General features: G+C 54.4%; 21 protein-coding genes. 13 read left to right on the forward strand and 8 right to left on the reverse strand.

Annotated elements, in window-relative coordinates; genetic code table 11:
• Positions 1 to 16: 16 nt before the first annotated feature.
• A complete protein-coding gene (locus QVF11_RS17595; protein WP_112216276.1) occupies positions 17 to 1,522 on the reverse strand; it encodes a CoA-acylating methylmalonate-semialdehyde dehydrogenase in 1,506 nt (501 codons plus the stop codon).
• A 361-nt stretch (positions 1,523 to 1,883) separates the two neighbouring features.
• On the opposite strand from QVF11_RS17595, the gene QVF11_RS17600 reads away from it, so the two are divergent.
• Entirely contained in the window at positions 1,884 to 2,705 is an 822-nt protein-coding gene (locus tag QVF11_RS17600) for a TIM barrel protein (RefSeq protein ID WP_287858471.1), read from the forward strand.
• Between the two features lie 88 nt (positions 2,706 to 2,793).
• The gene (locus QVF11_RS17605) at positions 2,794 to 4,293 is read left to right on the forward strand and encodes a helicase HerA-like C-terminal domain-containing protein (RefSeq protein ID WP_287858491.1); all 1,500 of its coding nucleotides are present in this window, start codon (positions 2,794 to 2,796) and stop codon (positions 4,291 to 4,293) included.
• A gap of 40 nt (positions 4,294 to 4,333) precedes the next feature.
• Here QVF11_RS17605 and lptG read toward each other — a convergent pair whose 3' ends face one another.
• Entirely contained in the window at positions 4,334 to 5,416 is a 1,083-nt protein-coding gene (gene lptG, locus QVF11_RS17610) for an LPS export ABC transporter permease LptG (protein WP_112216274.1), read from the reverse strand.
• Complete coding sequence (gene lptF / locus QVF11_RS17615) at positions 5,416 to 6,513, reverse strand: LPS export ABC transporter permease LptF (RefSeq protein WP_110276612.1); 1,098 nt, start codon at positions 6,511 to 6,513, stop codon at positions 5,416 to 5,418. The genes lptG and lptF overlap by 1 nt, the downstream gene beginning before the upstream one ends.
• Before the next feature lie 393 nt (positions 6,514 to 6,906).
• Between lptF and pepA the strand changes: the two genes are divergently transcribed.
• The 3 genes from pepA (at position 6,907) to QVF11_RS17630 (ending at position 11,784) form a co-directional block, all read left to right on the forward strand.
• Positions 6,907 to 8,418 (forward strand): leucyl aminopeptidase, encoded by a 1,512-nt coding sequence (gene pepA, locus QVF11_RS17620; RefSeq protein ID WP_112216273.1) that lies wholly within the window; start codon positions 6,907 to 6,909, stop codon positions 8,416 to 8,418.
• Between the two features lie 67 nt (positions 8,419 to 8,485).
• On the forward strand, positions 8,486 to 8,929 hold the full coding sequence (gene holC, locus QVF11_RS17625) for a DNA polymerase III subunit chi (protein ID WP_004098129.1): 444 nt from the start codon (positions 8,486 to 8,488) through the stop codon (positions 8,927 to 8,929).
• Positions 8,929 to 11,784, forward strand: a complete 2,856-nt coding sequence (locus tag QVF11_RS17630) for a valine--tRNA ligase (protein WP_287858474.1) — start codon at positions 8,929 to 8,931, stop codon at positions 11,782 to 11,784. The genes holC and QVF11_RS17630 overlap by 1 nt, the downstream gene beginning before the upstream one ends.
• 55 nt (positions 11,785 to 11,839) lie before the next feature.
• On the opposite strand, the gene QVF11_RS17635 is transcribed toward QVF11_RS17630, so the two are convergent.
• Positions 11,840 to 13,036 carry a YjgN family protein gene (locus QVF11_RS17635; RefSeq protein WP_287858475.1) on the reverse strand — a complete coding sequence of 399 codons (1,197 nt, stop codon included), beginning with the start codon at positions 13,034 to 13,036 and terminating at the stop codon, positions 11,840 to 11,842.
• Between the two features lie 185 nt (positions 13,037 to 13,221).
• Between QVF11_RS17635 and QVF11_RS17640 the strand changes: the two genes are divergently transcribed.
• Both QVF11_RS17640 and QVF11_RS17645 read left to right on the forward strand, forming a co-directional pair.
• The gene (locus QVF11_RS17640) at positions 13,222 to 13,725 is read left to right on the forward strand and encodes a GNAT family N-acetyltransferase (RefSeq protein WP_287858476.1); all 504 of its coding nucleotides are present in this window, start codon (positions 13,222 to 13,224) and stop codon (positions 13,723 to 13,725) included.
• A gap of 161 nt (positions 13,726 to 13,886) precedes the next feature.
• A complete protein-coding gene (locus QVF11_RS17645; RefSeq protein WP_287858477.1) occupies positions 13,887 to 14,909 on the forward strand; it encodes an alpha/beta hydrolase in 1,023 nt (340 codons plus the stop codon).
• A 41-nt stretch (positions 14,910 to 14,950) separates the two neighbouring features.
• Here the strand turns inward: QVF11_RS17645 and miaE are convergent, their stop codons facing one another.
• Both miaE and rraB read right to left on the reverse strand, forming a co-directional pair.
• Positions 14,951 to 15,709, reverse strand: coding sequence for a tRNA isopentenyl-2-thiomethyl-A-37 hydroxylase MiaE (gene miaE / locus QVF11_RS17650; protein ID WP_287858479.1), 759 nt, complete (start codon positions 15,707 to 15,709; stop codon positions 14,951 to 14,953).
• Between the two features lie 177 nt (positions 15,710 to 15,886).
• A complete protein-coding gene (rraB, locus tag QVF11_RS17655; RefSeq protein WP_287858480.1) occupies positions 15,887 to 16,312 on the reverse strand; it encodes a ribonuclease E inhibitor RraB in 426 nt (141 codons plus the stop codon).
• A gap of 99 nt (positions 16,313 to 16,411) precedes the next feature.
• Between rraB and argL the strand changes: the two genes are divergently transcribed.
• A complete protein-coding gene (argL, locus tag QVF11_RS28710) occupies positions 16,412 to 16,507 on the forward strand; it encodes a putative translational regulatory protein ArgL (RefSeq protein ID WP_376767899.1) in 96 nt (31 codons plus the stop codon).
• Positions 16,477 to 17,481, forward strand: a complete 1,005-nt coding sequence (gene argF, locus QVF11_RS17660) for an ornithine carbamoyltransferase (protein ID WP_112216267.1) — start codon at positions 16,477 to 16,479, stop codon at positions 17,479 to 17,481. The genes argL and argF overlap by 31 nt, the downstream gene beginning before the upstream one ends.
• A 105-nt stretch (positions 17,482 to 17,586) precedes the next feature.
• Here argF and QVF11_RS17665 read toward each other — a convergent pair whose 3' ends face one another.
• Entirely contained in the window at positions 17,587 to 18,039 is a 453-nt protein-coding gene (locus QVF11_RS17665) for a YhcH/YjgK/YiaL family protein (protein ID WP_112216266.1), read from the reverse strand.
• Positions 18,040 to 18,233: 194 nt separating this feature from the next.
• Here QVF11_RS17665 and QVF11_RS17670 point away from each other — a divergent pair, with 194 nt between their 5' ends.
• The 4 genes from QVF11_RS17670 (at position 18,234) to ridA (ending at position 20,304) form a co-directional block, all read left to right on the forward strand.
• Positions 18,234 to 18,338, forward strand: a complete 105-nt coding sequence (locus QVF11_RS17670; protein WP_072351778.1) for a pyrBI operon leader peptide — start codon at positions 18,234 to 18,236, stop codon at positions 18,336 to 18,338.
• A 36-nt stretch (positions 18,339 to 18,374) separates the two neighbouring features.
• Entirely contained in the window at positions 18,375 to 19,310 is a 936-nt protein-coding gene (gene pyrB / locus QVF11_RS17675; RefSeq protein WP_287858483.1) for an aspartate carbamoyltransferase, read from the forward strand.
• A gap of 12 nt (positions 19,311 to 19,322) precedes the next feature.
• Positions 19,323 to 19,784: an aspartate carbamoyltransferase regulatory subunit gene (pyrI, locus tag QVF11_RS17680; RefSeq protein ID WP_112216262.1), complete on the forward strand. Its 462-nt coding sequence runs from the start codon at positions 19,323 to 19,325 to the stop codon at positions 19,782 to 19,784.
• 133 nt (positions 19,785 to 19,917) lie between these two features.
• Positions 19,918 to 20,304, forward strand: a complete 387-nt coding sequence (gene ridA, locus QVF11_RS17685; RefSeq protein WP_112216261.1) for a 2-iminobutanoate/2-iminopropanoate deaminase — start codon at positions 19,918 to 19,920, stop codon at positions 20,302 to 20,304.
• A gap of 63 nt (positions 20,305 to 20,367) precedes the next feature.
• On the opposite strand, the gene mgtA is transcribed toward ridA, so the two are convergent.
• Positions 20,368 to 23,076, reverse strand: a complete 2,709-nt coding sequence (gene mgtA, locus QVF11_RS17690; protein WP_287858484.1) for a magnesium-translocating P-type ATPase — start codon at positions 23,074 to 23,076, stop codon at positions 20,368 to 20,370.
• Between the last annotated feature and the right edge of the window lie 25 nt (positions 23,077 to 23,101).

The following is a 23,101-nucleotide window of genomic DNA, read 5'->3' on the forward strand; positions in this document are numbered from 1 at the left end:
CGTTCTCCTCCGCCGATTAACCTAACGTCGGCATACTGAACTCAGATACGGTTTGCTGACCTTGCGGCCAGCGGACGGTGGCGGTTTTCATTCGAGTATAGAAACGCACACCATCTGGCCCATGCACGTTCAGTGCACCAAATACGGAGCGTTTCCAGCCGCCAAAACTGTGGAAGGCCATCGGAACAGGTACCGGTACGTTGACCCCAACCATTCCGGCCTGGACATCATGTACAAATTCTCGAGCAGTGTGGCCATTACTGGTAAAGACGGCGCTACCGTTGCCGAACTCATGGCTGTTCACCAGCTCCAGCGCGCTGTGGTAATCCGCCACGCGGACAATCCCCAGCACCGGGCCAAAAATCTCTTCGCGCCAGATAGTCATCTCCGGCGTCACGTGGTCGAACAGCGTTCCGCCGACGTAGTACCCCTCTTCAAACCCGGAGACCTTCAGCTTACGTCCGTCGACCACCAACGTAGCCCCTTCGCTGGCGCCCTTATCGATATAGCCCAGCACTTTTTTCTGGTGAGTATCAGAAACGACCGGTCCCATTTCGTTCTCTTCTTTGCCACGCATACAGCCTGGACCGACCTTCAGCGACTCCACCAGCGGTTTCAGGCGCGCAATCAGCTTATCTGCCGTTTCATCCCCCACGGCCACCACCACCGGCAACGCCATGCAGCGCTCACCCGCAGAACCGAACGCGCCGCCCATAATGGCATTGACGGTGGCATCAAGATCGGCGTCTGGCATAACAATCGCGTGGTTTTTCGCGGCGCCGAATGCCTGAACTCGCTTACCATAAGCGCTGGCGGTTTTATAAATATGCTCTGCGACGCCGGAGGAGCCTACAAAGCTTACCGCCGCGATACGTGGGTCTCTGTAGAGCTGTTCAGCATCTTCATTACTGCAATGTACCACGTTAAAAACGCCATCCGGCAGGCCCGCTTCTTTCAGCAGTTCAGCCATACGCACTGCGGCAGTAGGCGCCAACGCGGGTGGCTTGAGGACAAAGCTGTTCCCGCAGGCCAACGCCAGCGGGAACATCCACATCGGCACCATCGCCGGGAAGTTAAACGGCGTAATTCCCGCCACCACGCCTAGCGGCTGCATCAGCGAATAGCTGTCAACGCCGGTACCGACATCCGATGAGAATTCCCCTTTGATCAGATGCGGAATGCCGCAGGCAAACTCAACGACTTCCATGCCGCGGGTCAGCTCACCCAGCGCGTCAGAAAAGACTTTACCGTGTTCACTGACGATAATCCCCGCCAGCTCTTCAGCATGCTGTTCAAGTAACATTTTAAAATTGAACATCACGCGGGCGCGGCGCAGAGGCGTGGTACGTGACCAGCCTTCAAAAGCATCGCGTGCAACCTGAATCGCGTCAGACACTTCCTGCGCGGTCGATAGCGTGACTTCGCGGACCACTTTGCCCGTCGCGGGGTCGAAAACCGGCATCGTATTGTTGCTGGCGCTGGTAACGGTTTTCCCGCCAATAAAGTTTCCTGTGATAGTCATGCTCTCGCCTCATATGTATGGGGTATCGGGGGCCAACGCAGTACGGCCCATTGCTGGATCTGCTGTGCTATAACCGTAGTAAAATGAAATTAATATTTCAATATTTGCGTATAATGAAATTCTATTTTGGTGATGATGGTCGCACTTTCTTGTAAGAAAATGTCGCCTTACAGGCTAAATCACAACTGAAAGAGATTAGACGTAGAGCCTCATGGAAACAGAAGTCATAAAAACACACCAGGAAACTATTTTGCGAGTCGGCTCAAAAAACCACCATTTCACTCATTGCTAATTTTGGAATAAACGTTTTGACTAAGAAGCAATCGAACGAACCCGATCCATCTTGTGTCAGGAGAGTCAAATGGCTATCGCACAGCAGCGTTTCTGTATCAATCGCAAGATCGCTCCCTCACTCAGTATTGAAGCCTTCTTCCGCCTGGTGAACAGCCTGGGGTTGAATAAGGTCGAGCTACGTAACGATCTTCCTGGCGGAAAAGTGACCGACGATCTCCCCCCTCAGCAGGTTCGTGAACTGGCTGACCGCTACCATATTGAGATCCTCACCATCAATGCGGTCTACCCTTTCAACTGTCGCACCGAAGAGGTTCGCAGCCTGACAGAGTCGCTGTTGAAAGAGGCGAAAGCCGTTGGCGCGAAATCGCTGGTGCTGTGCCCGCTGAATGATGGCACCGAGGTTCCGGCGAGCGAGACGCTCAACGCCCTGCGCGATCTGGCGCCGTTATTTGCCTTCTACGGTATTCACGGGCTGGTTGAACCGCTCGGCTTCCCGCAAAGTTCGCTGCGTTCATCGGCGCAGGCGCAAACGCTGATCCACGACGCACGGGTGCCGTTTAAGCTGCTGATCGATACCTTCCACCACCATCTTTATCCTCAGGCTGATGAAGAGTTCGCTCAGGTAGATATGGCAGAGATTGGCCTGGTACATCTTTCCGGCGTTGAGGATACCCGCCCCCGCGAGACGCTCACGGATAACGAACGCATCATGCTGACACCGAAGGATCAGCTGCAAAGCTGCGAGCAGGTGAAGAATCTGGAAGCGCGCGGCTACCAGGGCGTGTATGCCTTCGAACCTTTCTCGCCTGAGCTGGCAAACTGGAGCGAAGACGACATCCGCCGCGAAATAGAACAGAGCATCGACTTAATTCAGCGCCACTGCGCCTGAAGTGAGTCAATGCCAGCGTGCGTGATTTCTCCCTCCATTTGTGGTCAGGTTGCCTATACTCGCAGCAGGATAAATGGAGAAATCGATGATGAGTTCACCTCTGCTGATTGCACGCACGCTGGAGAAACAGCTGCATTTATTACCCGCCATGGCCAATCGCCACGGTCTGATTACCGGCGCCACCGGGACCGGTAAAACCGTCACTCTACAAAAGCTGGCGGAGTCTTTTTCGGAAATCGGCGTTCCGGTATTTATGGCTGATGTGAAGGGCGATCTCACCGGTATCGCTGAATCAGGCCAAAGTTCGGAAAAACTGCAGGCGCGGCTGGAGAAAATAGGCGTGACGGACTGGCAGCCACACGCTAACCCGGTAGTGGTCTGGGACATCTTTGGCGAAAAAGGCCATCCGGTTCGCGCTACGGTTTCTGACCTCGGACCGCTGCTGCTGGCCCGCCTGCTCAACCTCAACGAGGTTCAGTCCGGGGTGCTGAATATTATCTTTCGCATCGCCGACGATCGTGGTCTGCTACTGCTCGACTTCAAAGACCTGCGCGCCATTACCCAATATATTGGCGACAATGCCAAAGCGTTTCAGAACCAGTACGGCAATATCAGCAGCGCTTCAGTCGGGGCGATTCAGCGCGGTCTGCTCACTCTGGAGCAGCAGGGCGCGGAGCACTTTTTTGGCGAACCGATGCTCGATATTCAGGACTGGATGCGCGTCGATGCCAACGGTAAAGGGGTGATTAATATCCTCAGCGCCGAGAAGCTCTACCAGATGCCGAAGTTGTACGCTGCCAGTCTGCTGTGGATGCTCTCCGAGCTTTATGAACGCCTGCCGGAAGCGGGCGATCGGGAAAAGCCAAAACTGGTCTTTTTCTTTGATGAAGCGCATCTGCTTTTTAACGATGCGCCGCAGGTGCTGCTGGACAAAATCGAGCAGGTGATCCGCCTGATTCGCTCCAAAGCCGTCGGCGTTTATTTTGTTTCTCAAAACCCAGCGGATATCCCCGACGCGGTGCTTGGCCAGTTGGGTAACCGCGTGCAGCACGCCCTACGCGCTTTCACGCCAAAAGATCAGAAAGCGGTAAAAACCGCCGCGCAAACCATGCGCGCCAACCCGGCATTCAGTACCGAACAGGCGATCCAGGAGCTGGGTACCGGAGAGGCGCTTATCTCCTTCCTCGATGAAAAAGGCAGCCCATCGGTAGTGGAACGCGCAATGGTTATCGCCCCCTGTTCGCGTATGGGGCCGGTCTCCGACGATGAACGCAACGGGCTGATTAATCACTCGGTGCTGTATGGCAAATATGAAGAAGAGATCGATCGCGAATCGGCGTTCGAAATGCTGCAAAAAGGCGTTCAGGCTACGACTGACAAGCAGGAGTCACCACCAGCCAAAGGTCAGCAAAACAGCGACGACGGCCTTCTCGGCGGGTTAAAAGACATTCTGTTCGGCACCACCGGGCCACGCGGCGGTAAGCGCGATGGCATCGTGCAAACTGCAGCCAAAAGCGCGGTGCGTCAGGTGACGAATCAGATAGTCAGGGGAATGCTGGGAAGCTTACTAGGCGGGCGAAAACGATAAAAAACGCCCCCTTTCTACATCAGGAAGGGGGCGCGTTACATCAGGATTTGCGCATCATCAGCCAGAGGCTTAGCAGGAAGAAGCTGGCACTCGGCAATAGCGCACCGATTATCGGCGGAATGCCGTAGACCAGAGTTAACGGGCCGAAAATCTGGTCCAGCACATAGAAGATAAAACCGAAGCTAATCCCGGTTACCACCCTCACGCCCATCGCCACGCTACGCAGCGGGCCAAAGATAAACGACAGCGCCATCAGCATCATCACCGCCACCGACAGCGGCTGGAAGATCTTGCTCCACATATTGAGCTGATAACGACCAGGGTCCTGACCGCTGGACTTCAGATAGGTGACGTAGTTATGCAGGCCGCTGATCGACAGCGCATCCGGGTCCAGCGCCACCACGCCGAGTTTGTCCGGCGTCAGATTGGTTTTCCAGGTCCCGCTGACCATCTGCGTACCAGTGACCTGTTTCGGGTCGGTGAGATTAGACTCATCCACCTGCGACAGACGCCAGAGCTTATTCTCGGTATCAAACTTCGCCGATGCGGCATAGCGCACAGACTGCAAGCGACGCTGGTCGTTAAAGGCGTAAATGCTCACGCCGCCCAGCTCATCGCTGCCTTTTACCCGTTCGATATAGACAAAGTTATGACCATCTTTCGCCCACAGACCCTGCTGAGTTGAAAGCAGCGAACCACCATACATCTGCTGAGCACGATAGTTACGCGCCATCTGCTCGCCCTGTGGCGCAACCCACTCGCCCATTGCCATAGTCAGCAGTACCAGCGGGATAGCGGTTTTCATCACCGACAGCGCCACCTGCAAGCGAGTAAAGCCAGAAGCCTGCATCACCACCAGCTCGCTGCGTTGTGCCAGCATCCCCAGCCCCAATAGTGCGCCAAGCAATGCCGCCATCGGGAAGAAGATTTGAATATCTTTTGGTACGCTAAGAATCGTGTAGATCCCGGCCCCCAACGCATCATAATTGCCCTGCCCGGCCTTTTTCAGCTGGTCAACAAACTTGATAATGCCCGAGAGGGAGACCAGCATGAACAGCGTCATCATGATGGTGTTGAAAATCGTCTTACCGATATAACGGTCAAGTACGCCAAACGCCTGCATCACGCCGCTCCTTTGTTAAAACGGGCACGGAAGCGGCGCATCGGCACCGTATCCCACAGGTTCAACAGCACGGCCAGTGCGAAATAGAGCAGATTGACCGTCCACATCCAGAGCATCGGGTCCATTTTGCCTTTACCGCCGCTTGATTTAATCGACGTTTGCAACAGGAAGAACACCAGATACAGCAGCATCGCCGGCAGCATCGACAGCACGCGCCCTTGACGCGGGTTGACCACGCTGAGCGGTACAACCATCAGCGCCATAATGAATACCGTCGCCACCAGGGTGAAGCGCCAGTGCAGTTCCGCGCGGGCACGATCGGTATCGGTACGCCACAGGGTGCGCATGTCCATCTGCTCGGTATCATTAGGGTCAGATGCGACGGCCTGATGGCCGACAACTGCCTGATAATTTTTAAAATCGGTAATGCGGAAGTCGCGCAGCATCGCGGTACCTTCAAAGCGGGTACCCTGATTCATGGTCACCACCTGCGAGCCGTCTTTACGCAATGAGAGCTCTCCGGTATCCGCCACCACCACCGATGGACGGGCATTGCCTTTCGGCCTGAGTTGCGCAAGGAAGACATCGTTGAAGCGGTTGCCGTTGACGTTTTCGATAAACAGCACCGCGCTACCGTCGCTGGCCTGCTGGAACTGGCCCTGAGCCAGGGCCGCCATGCCGGGGTTGGCTTTCGCCTCCGCCAGAACTTCATCCTGGTGACGAGATGACCAGGGGCCGGCCCACATGACGTTGACTGCCGCGACGATGCCAGTAAAGAGTGCAAGGATCATGGCGGCTTTCACCAGAACAGCCTTACTCAGGCCGCAGGCGTGCATCACCGTGATTTCACTTTCGGTATACAGTTTGCCCAGCGTCATCAGCAGCCCGAGGAATAAACTCAGGGGCAGAATGAGCTGCGCCATTTCAGGTACGCCCAGCCCTAACAGCGAGAGCACCAGATTTGTCGGAATATCGCCATCAACAGCGGCTCCGAGGATCCTGACCAGTTTCTGACAGAAGAAAATGAGTAGCAGGATGAATAGGATCGCCAACTGGCTTTTCAGCGTCTCACGAACCAGATATCTTATGATTATCACTATAAATACGCCCGTAAAAACCCGTTTTATTGCAGGAAAATAGCTTGTTTCATGGCTTAAACGTCATTTATTCTCTTTGGTCGTCGAAAACATCGCTAAGATTAAATGACTTGCTGGTTCTGCGTATCAGGATCTTTTCTGACGAACCAAGGCCGTAATAACGTTAAGATTAACACGAAGTCACCACAACAGCGGACATGAGTTACGAAAGCTTTCAATTTCTATACTCTATGGATTTCGAGTTGCAGGCAGGCGACAAGACTGTGAAGCCCTGGAGCTTACATCAGGTAAGTGACAGGGGTGAGCAGGCGCAGCCAACGCATCTGCAACTTGAAAGACGACGAGTATAGCTGTAGCCACCATTGTTGTCTTTAAGATTCAGGAGCATAGTGCATGGAGTTCAGTGTAAAAAGCGGTAGCCCGGAAAAGCAGCGGAGCGCCTGTATCGTGGTCGGCGTCTTTGAACCACGTCGGCTCTCCCCCATCGCCGAACAGCTCGATAAAATCAGCGACGGTTATATCAGCGCCCTGCTGCGTCGCGGCGAACTGGAAGGTAAACCTGGCCAGACGTTATTGCTGCACCATGTGCCGAACATTCTCTCAGAGCGCATTCTGCTTATCGGCTGCGGTAAAGAACGCGAGCTGGACGAGCGTCAGTACAAGCAGGTCATTCAGAAAACCATCAATACTCTGAATGATACAGGCTCAATGGAAGCCGTCTGTTTCCTGACCGAACTGCACGTCAAAGGCCGCAATAACTACTGGAAAGTGCGTCAGGCGGTTGAGACCGCAAAAGAGACGCTGTACAGCTTTGACCAGTTGAAAACTAACAAAAGCGAGCCGCGTCGTCCGCTGCGTAAAATGGTCTTCAACGTCCCAACCCGTCGCGAGCTGACCAGCGGCGAACGCGCGATCCAGCACGGTCTGGCGATTGCCGCCGGTATCAAGGCAGCGAAAGATCTCGGCAATATGCCGCCGAACATCTGCAATGCCGCCTACCTGGCTTCCCAAGCACGCCAGCTGGCCGATACCTACAGCAAGAACGTCATTACCCGCGTTATCGGCGAACAGCAGATGAAAGAGCTGGGAATGAACTCTTATCTGGCGGTCGGCAACGGTTCGCAGAACGAATCACTGATGTCGGTTATCGAGTACAAAGGTAACCCGGCAGAAGACGCGCGTCCTATCGTGTTGGTCGGTAAAGGCCTGACCTTTGACTCCGGCGGTATATCCATCAAGCCTGCCGAAGGCATGGACGAGATGAAATACGACATGTGCGGCGCGGCGGCGGTGTATGGCGTGATGCGCATGGTTGCAGAGCTTCAGTTGCCGCTAAACGTTGTCGGCGTGCTGGCCGGGTGTGAAAACATGCCGGGCGGTCGCGCCTATCGTCCGGGCGACGTGTTGACCACCATGTCCGGCCAAACGGTTGAAGTGTTGAACACTGATGCCGAAGGGCGTCTGGTGCTGTGCGATGTGCTGACCTACGTTGAGCGCTTCGAGCCAGAAACGGTTATCGACGTAGCGACCCTGACCGGTGCCTGCGTGATTGCGCTGGGCCACCACATCACCGGCCTGATGTCGAACCACAATCCACTGGCCCATGAGTTGATTGGCGCGTCCGAACTGGCGGGCGATCGCGCATGGCGTCTGCCGCTTGGCGACGAGTTCCAGGAACAGCTGGAGTCTAACTTCGCGGATATGGCGAACATCGGCGGCCGTCCTGGCGGCGCGATTACCGCAGGTTGTTTCCTGTCGCGCTTTGCGCGTAAGTACAACTGGGCGCACCTGGATATCGCCGGTACCGCATGGCGCTCCGGTAAAGCCAAAGGCGCCACGGGTCGACCAGTTGCCCTGCTGTCACAGTTCCTGCTAAACCGCGCCGGTTTTAACGGCGAAGAGTAAACCCGAAAGCCGGGTGGCATCTGCCACCCGGTTTCGCATTTAAAATCACCACAAGAAGCCCCATATCATGAAAAACGCAACGTTCTATCTTCTGGACAACGATACACAACAGGATGGCTTAAGCGCCGTCGAGCAACTGGTGTGTGACATTGCCGCAGAACGTTGGCGCAGCGGCAAGCGGGTGCTTATCGCTTGCGAAGACGAGCAGCAGGCGATTCGTCTGGATGAAGCGCTATGGGCAAGGCCCGCGGAAAGTTTCGTTCCGCATAATCTGGCAGGGGAAGGTCCGCGCGGCGGCGCGCCGGTAGAAATTGCCTGGCCACAAAAGCGCAACAGCAGCCCGCGGGATATTTTGATTAGCCTGCGGCTAAACTTTGCAGATTTTGCCACCGCTTTCACAGAAGTGATAGACTTCGTCCCTTATGAAGATTCTTTGAAACAACTGGCGCGCGAACGCTATAAAGCGTACCGCATGGCTGGTTTCAACCTGAACACGGCAACCTGGAAATAATGGAAAAGACATACAACCCCCAAGATATCGAACAGCCGCTTTACGAGCACTGGGAAAAGCAGGGCTATTTCAAGCCTAACGGCGATGAAAGCAAAGAGTCCTTCTGCATCATGATCCCGCCGCCGAACGTCACCGGCAGTTTGCATATGGGTCATGCCTTCCAGCAAACCATCATGGATACCATGATTCGCTACCAGCGCATGCAGGGTAAAAATACCCTGTGGCAGGCCGGTACCGACCATGCGGGGATTGCTACCCAAATGGTGGTTGAGCGTAAGATTGCCGCCGAAGAAGGTAAAACCCGCCACGACTACGGTCGTGATGCCTTTATCGACAAAATCTGGCAGTGGAAAGCGGAATCCGGCGGCACCATTACCCGCCAGATGCGCCGCCTTGGCAACTCTGTGGATTGGGAGCGCGAGCGCTTCACCATGGATGAAGGCCTGTCCAACGCCGTAAAAGAAGTCTTTGTCCGCCTGTACAAAGAAGACCTGATTTACCGCGGCAAGCGCCTGGTCAACTGGGACCCGAAACTGCGCACCGCCATCTCTGACCTGGAAGTGGAAAACCGCGAGTCTAAAGGCTCGATGTGGCACATCCGCTATCCGCTGGCCGACGGCGCGAAAACCGCAGACGGTAAAGATTACCTGGTGGTCGCCACCACGCGTCCGGAAACCGTTCTCGGCGACACCGGCGTGGCCGTGAACCCGGAAGATCCGCGTTATAAAGATCTGATCGGCAAATTCGTGATTCTGCCGCTGGTTGATCGCCGCATTCCGATTGTTGGCGATGAACACGCCGATATGGAAAAAGGCACCGGCTGCGTGAAAATCACCCCGGCGCACGACTTTAACGACTATGAAGTCGGTCGTCGTCACGCCCTGCCGATGATCAACATCCTGACCTTTGACGGCGATATCCGCGAAAGCGCGGAAGTCTACGACACCAAAGGCGAAGAATCTGACGTTTACCCAAGCGACATCCCGGCAGAGTTCCAGAAGCTGGAGCGTTTTGCTGCGCGTAAAGCCGTCGTTGCCGCTGTCGACGCTTTGGGTTTACTGGAAGAAGTTAAACCACACGACCTGACCGTACCTTACGGCGACCGTGGCGGCGTGGTTATCGAACCAATGCTGACCGACCAGTGGTACGTCCGTGCCGACGTGCTGGCAAAACCGGCGGTTGAAGCGGTTGAGAATGGCGACATTCAGTTCGTGCCTAAGCAGTACGAAAACATGTATTTCTCCTGGATGCGCGATATTCAGGACTGGTGTATCTCCCGTCAGCTGTGGTGGGGTCACCGTATCCCGGCCTGGTACGACAACGACGGCAACGTCTACGTGGGCCGTACCGAAGACGAAGTGCGCCAGGAAAATAACCTCGGTGCTGAAGTCGCGCTGCGTCAGGACGAAGACGTTCTCGATACCTGGTTCTCCTCCGCGCTGTGGACCTTCTCTACCCTCGGCTGGCCGGAGAACACCGACGCGCTGCGTCAGTTCCACCCGACCAGCGTGATGGTTTCTGGCTTCGACATCATCTTCTTCTGGATTGCCCGCATGATCATGATGACCATGCACTTCATCAAAGATGAAAACGGCAAGCCGCAGATTCCGTTTAAGACCATCTACATGACCGGTCTAATTCGTGATGACGAAGGCCAGAAGATGTCCAAATCCAAGGGTAACGTGATTGACCCGCTGGATATGGTTGACGGGATCTCCCTGCCGGACCTGCTGGAGAAACGTACCGGCAACATGATGCAGCCGCAGCTGGCTGAGAAAATTGCCAAACGTACCGAGAAGCAGTTCCCGGACGGCATCGAGCCGCACGGTACCGACGCCTTGCGTTTCACCCTGGCGGCGCTGGCCTCTACCGGCCGCGACATCAACTGGGATATGAAGCGCCTGGAAGGTTACCGTAACTTCTGTAACAAGCTGTGGAACGCCAGCCGCTTCGTGCTGATGAACACCGAAGATCAGGATTGCGGCTTTAACGGCGGCGAAATGACTCTGTCTCTGGCGGACCGCTGGATCCTGGCTGAATTCAACCAGACCATCAAAGCGTATCGCGAAGCGCTGGATAACTTCCGCTTCGACATCGCCGCAGGCATTCTGTACGAGTTCACCTGGAACCAGTTCTGCGACTGGTATCTGGAGCTGACTAAGCCGGTCATGACCGGTGGTTCCGAGTCTGAGCTGCGTGGCACCCGCAATACGCTGGTGACCGTGCTGGAAGGTCTGCTGCGCCTGGCGCACCCGATAATCCCGTTCATTACCGAAACCATCTGGCAGCGCGTGAAGGTTATCTCCGGCATTACCGCTGACACCATCATGCTACAGCCATTCCCGGAATACGATGCGGCCCAGGTTGATGAAGCCGCGCTGGCCGACACCGAATGGCTGAAGCAGGCGATCGTTGCCGTACGTAATATCCGCGCGGAAATGAACATTGCGCCGGGCAAACCGCTGGAGCTGCTGCTGCGCGGTTGCAGCGAAGCTGCAATGCGTCGCGTGAACGACAACCGCAGCTTCCTGCTGAACCTGGCGCGTCTGGAAAGCATCACCGTGCTGCCAGCCGATGACAAAGGCCCGGTTTCCGTGACCAAAATCATCGACGGCGCTGAGCTGCTGATCCCGATGGCAGGCCTCATCAACAAAGAAGATGAGCTGGCGCGTCTGGCAAAAGAAGTGACCAAAATCGAAGGTGAAATTGGACGCATCGAAAGCAAGCTCTCCAACGAAGGCTTTGTGGCGCGCGCACCGGAAGCGGTTATCGCCAAAGAGCGTGAGAAGCTGGAAGGTTATGCACAAGCGAAAGCGAAGCTGATTGAACAGCAGGCCGTCATCGCCGCGCTGTAATTCCTCGCGAAAGAAAATAAGGCCAGAGCATGCTCTGGCCTTTTGCATTACAGGATTACAGGAACGGCAGCATGGGGAAAATTCCGCCGCACAGTTTGTCAGATACCGCAGGCTGAGATGCCACGTCCGGCTCCATATCGAGAGAATCAAGCTCGCCAATCACTGCAGTATTCGCAGCAATATAGCGCATCAGATGAATCTTTAACCATGGATAAGCCAGCCCCAGCGTGAACAGAGGGAGAAACGTCAGGCCCAATAAACGCGGAGCAAGACCGAGAAACGTCAGGGTCGAACGGAAATGAACGCCATCTCCCAGCACCAGATTATTCAACGCATGATTACGTAGAGCCGCCCAGGCATAGGCCGTAGATAGCACGATACCAATAGTGAAAAAGAAGTATCCACCCACTACTGCGCCAAGATCCTGCAATACCATAAGCAGCGCCGTGTTTTCACTACACAAGCCGAACATACAGCCAGTAATCATCTGCGAGAATACAGAAAATAAAAAAACAATAAAAATCAAAACAAATGGTAATGAGACTACCGTTGCCCATAAAAATATAACCATGCAACGTTTTGTACTGATACAGATATTAAATTTATTTTTTCCCAAGCTAGCACTTTTACCAATTAACTCAAGCCAATGGCTATAAACCACTCCATTAGTGATACTAATAATAAACAGCGCCAGCAGAGTCAGGAAAATGATGCTGAGGATCATACTATTGACGCCATAGTAGAAACCAAGGTTACTTCCGAGCATTGAAAATAATACGGCCATTAGCGCATAAATCAGTACAGGCATACCGAGCATCACCCACCATGCGCGAAGCGGATGGCACTGAAGCCCGAAGCGAACTTGACCAAAAGAGGTCATCATCGCGTGGTAGCCTAACCCTTTTATTATCATTACGGGTAACAGAACGAGGAGGAGTAACACCTCCAGTCCCTCGCTTCCGGGGTAAAATATGGCTAACGCTAAACCAAGTAACATCAGTACAACAAATATCAGCACCCAACTGAGTAAAATCGTAATCCCGCGGCCATGGTAGCCAAAACCGGTGCCATTAACCGCTATATTCTCACAAAGGTAACGGCGACTGCGTACCCAGGCCCATGGAATAAATATCCCGCAAGTAATGATAGACAATATGACATTAACCAAACAAATAACAAAGTAGGGCCATGTCTGACCATGAAAAACAAAATGATGGCTATGACTTTGTTGCTGCCCTGAGATCATACTCATAAATACATCGTCCTTGTAATTTAAACCATATATAAAAATAATAAATCAAGGTATTCTACATTGAGCGAACAGAATATATTATCTTTTCATTTTTCGGCAATGCATTTAACGCGCTCCTTGCACCGCTAAAAAAATAATGGTATTAAAACAATGTATAGTTATTTAAGTTAAGATTGAGTGATTCTATGAATCTTGCCGCGACACAGACCTTCACTTTACGCCGCCTATCTGCCCATGATAACGCCGCGATAGCCGCCGTTATCCGCCAGGTCTCCGCAGAATATGGCCTGACCGCTGATAAAGGCTATACGGTTGCCGACCCAAATCTGGATGAGCTTTTCCAGCTATATAGCCAGCCGGGTTCCGCCTATTGGGTGGTCGAGCAAAACGGACAGATTGTTGGCGGCGGCGGCGTTGCGCCTCTGACCTGCAGCGAGCCCGATATTTGTGAGCTGCAGAAAATGTATTTTATGACCTCAGCCCGTGGCCAAGGGCTGGCGAAAAAGTTGGCGCTGATAGCACTGGATCACGCCCGCGAGCAGGGGTTCAAACGCTGCTATCTGGAAACCACCGCCTTCCTGAAAGAAGCGGTTGGTTTATATGAGCATCTCGGCTTTGAGCATATCGACGGGCCGCTGGGCTGTACCGGACATGTCGACTGCGAAGTCACAATGCTAAAGACCCTGTAGTCCCCGTTAAGACAAACGCATATATCTATCGAAAAACTAAATGAATTTAATGCAAAAAGAGCATTATTCATGGCAAATTTTCGGTAATACACTGCCTGAGCATTAGATCTTTTTCCCCTTTAGCCTGTCGCCACGGCGGGCGTTGCTCAGGATAGAACATCATGACAAAAGTCCCCTTCCGGCTGATCGGTAGCCTGATTATTGGTGGCATGGCCTCCAGCGTTTACGCCAACGAACTTCCCGGGAATACCGAAGGCGCACAGGTTATCCGCGTGGAAAAAACGCAGGGCCGCATCGATGCGCTGAACGATATTGTTTATAGCCAGGTGAAAAGCACCGTTGCCGTTCGTCAGCTGCATATGTCGCTGCTGGTACCGCGCAACGGCAACCTGAAACCGGCAATCGTCTATTTCCCCGGCGGCGGTTTCACCAGCGCGGCATGGAATAAGTTTATCGAAATGCGTATGGCGCTGGCTGATGCCGGATTCGTTGTCGCCGCGGCGGAATATCGCACGGTCCCGGACACGTTCCCGGCTCCGGTTGTGGACGGTAAGGCAGCTATTCGCTACCTGCGCGAGCATGCGACGGAATACGGTATCGATCCATCCCGTATTGGCGTTCTTGGCGACTCCGCTGGCGGCTATATGGCCCAGATGCTGGCGCTGACCAACGACGATAAATCATTCGATCGCGGCGACAATCTCACCCAATCCTCCAATGTTCAGGCCGCCGCAACGCTGTACGGGATCTCAAATTTATTGAATATCGGCGAAGGTTTCCCGGAGCCGATACAAAAAGTGCATCAGTCACCGGCGGTCACTGAAGCGCTGCTGGTTCACGGCAGCGCCTTTCGCGACTGGCCGGGCGCGACTATCGGCAGCGATAAGCAAAAAGCGCTGGCGGCCAGCCCCATGGGCCATATCAGCGGTAAAAAACCACCGTTCTTAATTATGCACGGCAGCGCCGACACGTTGGTTTCGCCGCTACAAAGCAAACAGCTCTATAACGCGCTGAAAAAAGAGGGTAACCAGGCGGACTACGTGTTGCTGGAAGGCGCGGAGCACGGCGATGACAGCTGGTATCAGAAGCCAGTTATTGAGCGAGTGGTGAACTGGTTTAAAGCGACTCTCGGCGCACCGAAAGCCGCCGCTGCTACGGAAAAAGATAAGAACGCTAATCTATAGTGATTGTCAGGCCGCAATAGCTAAACGGCGGCCTGAACTTTTTAAGCAGGCACGCCGCTGTGAAAACGAAATTCCGCTTCGGTTGCGTTAATAAGCGCCGCTTCCGCCTCGCCAAGCTGGCGCACACGTTCGCTAATATCGTCCCCGGCAATCCTCTGCGCTAAATCCAGATAGTCTTGATAGTGGCGCGCTTCGGAACGCAGTAGCGACAGATAAAACTTCTGCAGATCATCATCCAGCCATGGCGCCAGCGCGGCAAAACGCTCGCAGGAACGGGCTTCAATATAAGCGCCGCAGATTAACTTATCGATCAGCATCACCGGTTCGTGAGAACGCACTTCCCGGCGTAGCCCGCGGGCGTAGTTGCTGGCGGTTATTTTGACGTAAGGTATGTCGCGGGCAAGCATGATTTCACGAACTTGCCAGAAGTGATGCAGCTCTTCTTTGATCAGCAAAATCATACTGTCGAGCAGTTGACGTCCCCAGGGATCGTCGGTCTGCGGCATGGCGCTTTTATTTATCTGCTTATGCAGCGCGACAAAATCCGGCTCCGGCCCCCAGCGGTAGGTGAAATCCTCATAGGGCTTCAGACAGGCCAGCAGTTCATCCGCACCTTCTTTATCCGCTACGTACCGACGCACCAGCAGCATGGCGTTCTGCGCAGCTTTCAGCTCGCACACCATATGATCGGTGAGCAACAACGGCAGATTTTCCGGCTTCCGGGCTTCATCAATCCACGCCTGAGGAGTTGGGCAGTGCAGAAAATCTAAAATCGGGGAGAGTATGTGCGGGTAATCCATTGAAGTTCCTTGCTATACCCTAAATAATTCGAGTTTCAGGAAGGCGGTAAATGAGCGAGTCCCCAGGAGCTTACTTGAGTAAGTGACTGGGGCGAACGAACGCAACCAACGCACATGCAACTCGAAGTATGACGGGTATATACGGCGGCGCGGTATGCCGCCGTATATCTCTGCGGCTTAGTGGCGAACGCCGTCGTCGTCTTCATCAACGAGATCTTCGTCGTCGTCACCTTCTTCGTCTTCACCGTTAGGATCTTCGTAGTAGGTGCCCCAGCCGTCGTATTCAACTTCATATTTTTCTGCCAGCGTCATCAGTTGCTCAACCTGAGTATCGATCAGCTCAGCATTCAGCGCAGACTCACTGAGGATATCGCAACAGATAACGGTATCACCTTCTTCGACTTCCAGCTCTTCTGGCTCGGTCACTTCATAACCCAGTTTGAAGGCTTCTACCGCCACTTTCTCCAGCGTTTCGAAGTCTTCGGCAGAGAGATGATGCTCAATGGTGTACAGCGCGTCCGGATCGCTGCCATCTTCAAGCAGCTCTTCGATAATCAGACGCGTTTCTTCACGCTGTTCTTCCAGTAGTTCCGGGTTTGCCATGGCTCGTTCCTCATAATGTGTCGCAGATACTTCTATTGTCACATACCGCCGTGATTGCCTCCACCATCTGAGAGAAAGATTTATGACACGGGGTTGCAAATGAATATTCATACATATAAAGTGAATTTTAATTCAACAAATGGCCTGAGCCATGTGAGGGAACCATGTCTGCGTTTTACCAGAAGCATTTTTTAAAGTTGCTTGATTTTACCCCTGCCGAAATCACCGCCCTGCTTGAGCTGGCAGCCAGGCTCAAAGCTGATAAGAAAAACAATATCGAAATCCAGCATCTCACCGGCAAAAACATCGCGCTCATCTTCGAAAAAGACTCTACCCGCACCCGATGCTCTTTCGAAGTTGCCGCATTTGACCAGGGCGCACGCGTTACTTATCTCGGCCCAAGCGGCAGCCAGATTGGACATAAAGAATCAATTAAAGATACGGCTCGTGTGCTGGGCCGGATGTATGACGGTATTCAGTATCGCGGGCATGGCCAGGAAGTGGTCGAAACGCTGGCGGAATTTGCCGGTGTACCGGTGTGGAACGGGCTGACCAACGAGTTCCATCCGACCCAGTTGCTGGCAGACCTGCTGACCATGCAGGAACATCTGCCGGGTAAAGCCTTTAACGAGATGACCCTGGTCTACGCCGGTGACGCACGCAACAATATGGGAAATTCCATGCTGGAAGCAGCGGCATTAACCGGGCTGGATCTGCGTCTGGTGGCGCCGATGGCCTGCTGGCCAGAGGAGAAGCTGGTCGCACAGTGCCAGGCGCTGGCGCAGAAAAACGGCGGTAATATTACCCTGACCGAGGATATCGCCGCGGGCGTGAAAGGCGCTGACTTTATCTATACCGATGTGTGGGTATCGATGGGCGAAGCTAAAGAGAAGTGGGCGGAGCGCATCGCGTTGCTGCGTGCTTATCAGGTGAATAGCGAGATGATGACGCTGACCGGCAATCCGCAGGTGAAATTCCTCCACTGCCTGCCCGCGTTCCACGATGACCAGACCACGCTCGGCAAACAGATGGCTGCGGATTACGGCCTGCATGGCGGAATGGAAGTGACCGATGAGGTGTTTGAATCCCCGGCGAGCATTGTTTTTGACCAGGCGGAAAACCGTATGCATACCATCAAAGCGGTGATGGTCGCGACGCTGGGAAAGTAACCCTTCTTTAGCGATATTTTCCCGGATTGCGCTACGCTGATCCGGGCTACCTGACCGCACCAAACCGTATCCCCGGTAGGCGCAGCAGCGCCTACCGGGGATTTTTTACGCCATCAGCATCTTCACAACCGCTTTGCGCACTTTTGCCGGCGCGCCGACGGCGCACAGCGGTTTATGTACTTCATCAGGATAGAAGACCACAAAATCTCCTTCATTGAGGATCACGGTTTTCTCCTGCGCGCCCTCAGCCAGGAAAGCGATATCTTTATCCGCCAGCCAGTCGGTATCCGGCGCACCGGCAGGCAGAACGCTAAAGGTCATGCCCTCCTGCCCTTTCAAGACAATCTGGATATCCAGGTAGCGGGCATGATACTCAGCGCGACGGTCGGCCATCGGCTCGGTGGTATCCTCGGAAATCAGATAAAACAGGTTGTTACCGTCAATATCATGCTTGCCGAGCGGTGTCGCATCAGTGACATGAGCTTTAACGTGGTCGATAGCCTCGCGCAGAGACTCCGGCAGCCAGCTTTGTAGATGGTGAATGTTTCCAACAATCATAATAACCCTCGAATATAAAACAGCTTTTCATTTTCCGTTTTTATACCCCCCTTCCCATTGCCATACCACTCCTTTTTTGTGGTTTTTTGCGCTGACGCAACGTTATCCAGGCAAACGTTTACCTGTTTGTGGATTAATCGCTTGATCCGAAATATGAGCTGCGTATAATGCCACCCGTTTTGCCGGGAGGAATTATGGTTCAGTGTGTACGACATCGCGTCTTACCGCGTCTGAAAACAGACGCTGGCCTGCCGTTTTTCCTTTCCGTTGCATCCGTATTCGTAAAGCCCCTTATTTAAGGGGCTTTTTTTTTGCCCAGGCGTCAGGAGATAAACATGGCTAACCCGCTATTTCAAAAACATATCATTTCCATAAACGATCTCAGCCGCGAAGACCTTGAACTGGTACTGGCGACCGCTGCAAAACTGAAAGCCAATCCGCAGCCGGAGTTGCTCAAACATAAAGTGATTGCCAGCTGCTTCTTCGAAGCCTCCACCCGTACCCGTCTCTCTTTTGAAACCGCCATGCACCGCCTGGGTGCCAGCGTGGTCGGCTTCTCAGACAGCAGCAACACTTCGCTGGGCAAAAAAGGCGAAACTCTGGCCGACACCATTTCAGTGATTAGCACCTACGTCGACGCCATCGTCATGCGCCATCCGCAGGAAGGGGCGGCGCGCCTGGCGACCGAATTCTCCGGTGGCATTCCGGTTCTCAACGCCGGTGATGGCGCGAACCAGCATCCGACGCAAACGCTGCTGGATCTGTTCACCATTCAGGAGACCCAGGGTCGCCTCGAAAACTTGAGCATCGCCATGGTCGGCGACCTGAAATATGGTCGTACCGTCCACTCTTTAACCCAGGCGCTGGCGAAATTTAACGGTAACCGCTTCTACTTTATCGCGCCGGACGCGCTGGCCATGCCGCAGTACATTCTCGATATGCTCGACGAAAAAGGCATTGCCTGGAGCCTGCACAGCGCTATCGAAGAGGTGATGGAAGAAGTGGACATTCTGTACATGACCCGCGTGCAGAAAGAGCGCCTCGATCCATCGGAATATGCCAACGTGAAGGCACAGTTTGTTCTGCGCGCTACCGACCTGGAAGGCGCACGAGCAAACATGAAAGTGCTGCACCCGTTGCCGCGCATTGATGAGATCACCACCGATGTCGATAAAACGCCGCACGCCTGGTACTTCCAACAGGCCGGTAACGGCATCTTCGCCCGCCAGGCGTTACTGGCACTGGTACTGAATAGCGATCTGGCACTGTAAGGGGAAAAAGAGATGACACACGACAACAAATTGCAGGTAGAAGCCATCAAACGCGGCACCGTTATCGACCACATCCCGGCGCAGGTCGGCTTTAAGCTGCTGACGCTATTCAAACTGACCGAAACGGATCAGCGCATCACCATCGGCCTGAACCTGCCATCAGGTGAAATGGGCCGTAAAGATTTAATCAAAATTGAGAACACCTTCCTCACCGACGAGCAGGTTAACCAGCTCTCCCTGTACGCACCTCAGGCCACGGTGAACCGTATTGATGATTATGAAGTCGTCGGTAAATCTCGCCCGAATCTGCCGGATCGCATCAACAACGTGCTGGTGTGCCCGAACAGCAACTGTATCAGCCACGCTGAGCCGGTCTCTTCCAGCTTTGCGGTAAAAAAACGTGAAAATGACATCGCGCTGAAGTGCAAATATTGTGAAAAAGAGTTCTCGCACAATGTGGTTCTGGCGAACTAATTGAGGTTGGTATTGTGTACCCGGCTCCCTATAATGGCCGGGTCTCTTACCCCTCATCTTTCAGGCTATCGTGAAGTTAGCGATGTAAAAGATGGGCGTAACTACTTCATTATGCTGTTATTCAGGAGAAATCATGTCTAAAACTATCGCGACGGAAAATGCACCAGCAGCCATCGGCCCGTACGTTCAGGGTGTTGATCTGGGTAGCATGATCATCACTTCCGGCCAAATCCCGGTCGACCCGAAAACCGGCAGCGTGGCGGAAGACGTTGCCGCTCAGGCGCGTCAGTCTCTGGACAACGTAAAAGCTATCGTTGAAGCCGCAGGCCTGAAAGTGGGTGATATTGTTAAAACTACCGTTTTCGTGAAAGATCTCAACGATTTTGCCACCGTTAATGCCGCTTATGAAGCCTTCTTCACCGAGCATAACGCCACCTTCCCGGCGCGCTCCTGCGTTGAAGTTGCGCGCCTGCCGAAAGATGTGAAAATTGAGATTGAAGCGATCGCTATTCGTCGTTAATTCGGGGCAGAATGAAGAAAGGCAGCCGAGAGCTGCCTTTTTTGTTTTTCCGTGTCTGGCCACTCACTGCCAGCCGTAGCGACGGCTGTAGAAGCCCTTCACCATCTGGGTCAGCGTCATATAGCCCGCCAGAATGGCAATCAGCCACGGGAAGTAGCTCAGCGGCAGCGCCTGAAGCTGCAAATAGCCCGCCAACGGCGAGAACGGCAGCGCAATCCCCACCACCATCACCAGCAGCGTCATCACAATTAGCGGCCATGCAGCGCGGCTCTGGATAAACGGGATCCGCCGCGTGCGGATCATATGCACAATCAGCGTTTGAGATAGCAGCCCTACCACAAACCAGCCGGACTGGAACAGCGTCTGATGCTCCGGCGTATTGGCATGGAAAACCCACCACATCAGGCAGAAGGTCAGAATATCGAATATCGAGCTAATCGGCCCAAAGAACACCATAAAGCGCCCGAGATCCGCCGGATTCCAGCGCTGCGGTTTACGAATCTGCTCATCGTCCACATTATCAAACGGGATCGCGACCTGGGATACATCGTACAGCAGGTTCTGAATCAGCAAGTGCAGCGGCAACATCGGCAGGAACGGCAGGAAGGCGCTGGCGACCAGCACGCTGAAGACGTTACCGAAGTTAGAGCTGGCGGTCATTTTGATGTATTTGAGCATGTTGGCGAAGGTGCGGCGGCCTTCGATAACCCCCTCCTCCAGCACCATCAGGCTCTTCTCCAGCAGAATGATATCCGCCGCCTCGCGGGCGATATCCACCGCGCCATCGACAGAAATGCCAATATCCGCCGCGCGCAGCGCCGGGGCGTCGTTAATACCGTCGCCCATAAAGCCCACCACGTGCCCTTCGCGTTTCAGCACGGTCACGATGCGCTCTTTATGCAGCGGCGCCAGGCGCGCAAACAGGGTAGTGCGTTTTGCCAGTTCAGCCAGTTCATCATCGTTCAGCGCTTCAACCTGGCTGCCGATGACCACGTCGCCCGCATCCAGCCCTACTTCGTGGCAGACTTTTGCCGCCACCAGCTCGCTATCGCCAGTAAGGATTTTAACCGTAATGCCGCTGGCCTTCAGCGCCTTCAGCGCCGGGGCGGTGGTCTCTTTCGGCGGATCGAGGAAGGCAATGTAACCTTCGAGAATCAGGTCTGACTCATCTGCGCGCTGGTAGTCGCCTTCGCGTGCGGGCAGGTATTTCGTCGCCACCGCCACCACGCGTAATCCCTGACGGTTTAGGGTATCGGTAACGCGACGAATACGCCGCAGCATGGTGTCGTCCAGCGGCACAATTTCGCCGTTATAGCGCACCTGAGCCGAGACGTTGAGGATCTCCTGTAGCGCGCCTTTGCAGATCAGCTGATGGACGTTGTCCTGCTCCTGCACCACCACCGACATGCGGCGACGCTCAAAATCGAACGGGATTTCATCTACCTTCTGCCAGCGTTCCGCCAGCCCGCGCGCCGACTCCAGCTCTACACCTTCCAGCACCGCGGTATCGAGCAGATTCTTCAGTCCGGTCTGGTAGTGACTGTTGAGCCAGGCCGCATGCAACACGCGCTCGCTCACCTTACCGGAGACGTCGGTATGATTCTCCAGCACGATTTTATCCTGCGTCAGGGTACCGGTTTTATCGGTACACAGAATGTCCATCGCGCCAAAGTTCTGGATAGCGTCAAGGTGTTTGACGATGACTTTCTGTTTCGATAGCTTCACCGCCCCGCGCGCCAGCGTCGAAGTGACGATCATCGGCAACATTTCCGGAGTCAGGCCGACGGCGACAGAGAGCGCGAACAGTGCCGCTTCCCACCAGTCGCCCTTGGTATAGCCGTTAATCAGCAGCACTATCGGCGTCATCACCAGCATAAAGCGAATCAGCAGCATGCTGACCCGGCTGATGCCTTTCTGGAAGGCGTTCGGTTCGCTTTCCTGCTCGCTAACACGACCGGCCAGTTGACCAAACCAGGTGCCGCCACCGGTGGCGAAAACCATCGCCTGCGCCGAGCCGCTCACTACGTTGGTGCCCATAAAGCACAGAGTGTCGCACTCCAGCGGGTTCGCCTGTAGCGGGTCACGGGTACGGGCCACTTTTTCGACCGGTAACGATTCCCCGGTCAGTGAGGCCTGGGCGACAAACAGATCGCGCGCCTGGATGATACGCAGGTCAGCAGGGATCATATCGCCTGCCGACAGCTTAACAATATCCCCCGGCACCAGTTGGTCGATGGGCAGCTTGCGCCAGCGGCTTTCGCCCTGCTCATTGACCACCCGCAGTACCGTCGCGGTGTTGCTGACCATCGCCTTCAGGGCATCCGCCGCTTTGGTCGAACGGGCTTCCTGGATAAAGTTGAGCAGCGTGGAGATCCCCACCATCAGGGCGATAACCGCAGCGGCGAACAGATCTTCCGTCGAGTAGGAGACAATCCCCAGAACGGTCAGCAGCAGGTTGAAGGGGTTGCGATAGCAGCTCCACAGATGCACCCACCACGGCGACGGTTTCTGCGCCGGGATTTGGTTTTCGCCGTACTGCGCAATTTTCTGCGTCACTTCGCCTTCGTTTAGCCCTTCAGGATGGCTGGCAAAGGCGCGCCAGATTTCATTTTCATCCATTGCCGCCACGTTCAGGCACTGCTTGCCGAGGGAGTCCGGAATCGGTGCGCTCGCCAGATTGCGGGCATCGGGCAGGGGATCGCGCTGTACCAGACGACGCGGTAAATGGCGGCCAAGCTGAGCAAACAGCTGGCGGGTAAAATTTTTCAACATAAACAGTCCCTCCGCGCTCGCGCGA

Source organism: Klebsiella sp., from assembly GCF_027492335.1.
Taxonomy (GTDB): domain Bacteria; phylum Pseudomonadota; class Gammaproteobacteria; order Enterobacterales; family Enterobacteriaceae; genus Klebsiella; species Klebsiella huaxiensis.

Bases quoted from the DNA above. Each gene is read 5' to 3' on its own strand.
- pyrI (WP_112216262.1), top strand. From the start codon at position 19,323: ATGACACACGACAACAAATTGCAGGTAGAAGCCATCAAACGCGGCACC.
- rraB (WP_287858480.1), bottom strand. From the start codon at position 16,312: ATGGCAAACCCGGAACTACTGGAAGAACAGCGTGAAGAAACGCGTCTG.
- QVF11_RS17605 (WP_287858491.1), top strand. From the start codon at position 2,794: ATGAGTTCACCTCTGCTGATTGCACGCACGCTGGAGAAACAGCTGCAT.
- QVF11_RS17670 (WP_072351778.1), top strand. From the start codon at position 18,234: ATGGTTCAGTGTGTACGACATCGCGTCTTACCGCGTCTGAAAACAGAC.
- miaE (WP_287858479.1), bottom strand. From the start codon at position 15,709: ATGGATTACCCGCACATACTCTCCCCGATTTTAGATTTTCTGCACTGC.
- QVF11_RS17630 (WP_287858474.1), top strand. From the start codon at position 8,929: ATGGAAAAGACATACAACCCCCAAGATATCGAACAGCCGCTTTACGAG.
- pepA (WP_112216273.1), top strand. From the start codon at position 6,907: ATGGAGTTCAGTGTAAAAAGCGGTAGCCCGGAAAAGCAGCGGAGCGCC.
- holC (WP_004098129.1), top strand. From the start codon at position 8,486: ATGAAAAACGCAACGTTCTATCTTCTGGACAACGATACACAACAGGAT.
- ridA (WP_112216261.1), top strand. From the start codon at position 19,918: ATGTCTAAAACTATCGCGACGGAAAATGCACCAGCAGCCATCGGCCCG.
- QVF11_RS17640 (WP_287858476.1), top strand. From the start codon at position 13,222: ATGAATCTTGCCGCGACACAGACCTTCACTTTACGCCGCCTATCTGCC.
- pyrB (WP_287858483.1), top strand. From the start codon at position 18,375: ATGGCTAACCCGCTATTTCAAAAACATATCATTTCCATAAACGATCTC.
- mgtA (WP_287858484.1), bottom strand. From the start codon at position 23,076: ATGTTGAAAAATTTTACCCGCCAGCTGTTTGCTCAGCTTGGCCGCCAT.
- QVF11_RS17595 (WP_112216276.1), bottom strand. From the start codon at position 1,522: ATGACTATCACAGGAAACTTTATTGGCGGGAAAACCGTTACCAGCGCC.
- argF (WP_112216267.1), top strand. From the start codon at position 16,477: ATGTCTGCGTTTTACCAGAAGCATTTTTTAAAGTTGCTTGATTTTACC.
- QVF11_RS17600 (WP_287858471.1), top strand. From the start codon at position 1,884: ATGGCTATCGCACAGCAGCGTTTCTGTATCAATCGCAAGATCGCTCCC.
- lptG (WP_112216274.1), bottom strand. From the start codon at position 5,416: ATGCAGGCGTTTGGCGTACTTGACCGTTATATCGGTAAGACGATTTTC.
- QVF11_RS17635 (WP_287858475.1), bottom strand. From the start codon at position 13,036: ATGAGTATGATCTCAGGGCAGCAACAAAGTCATAGCCATCATTTTGTT.
- argL (WP_376767899.1), top strand. From the start codon at position 16,412: ATGAATATTCATACATATAAAGTGAATTTTAATTCAACAAATGGCCTG.
- QVF11_RS17665 (WP_112216266.1), bottom strand. From the start codon at position 18,039: ATGATTGTTGGAAACATTCACCATCTACAAAGCTGGCTGCCGGAGTCT.
- QVF11_RS17645 (WP_287858477.1), top strand. From the start codon at position 13,887: ATGACAAAAGTCCCCTTCCGGCTGATCGGTAGCCTGATTATTGGTGGC.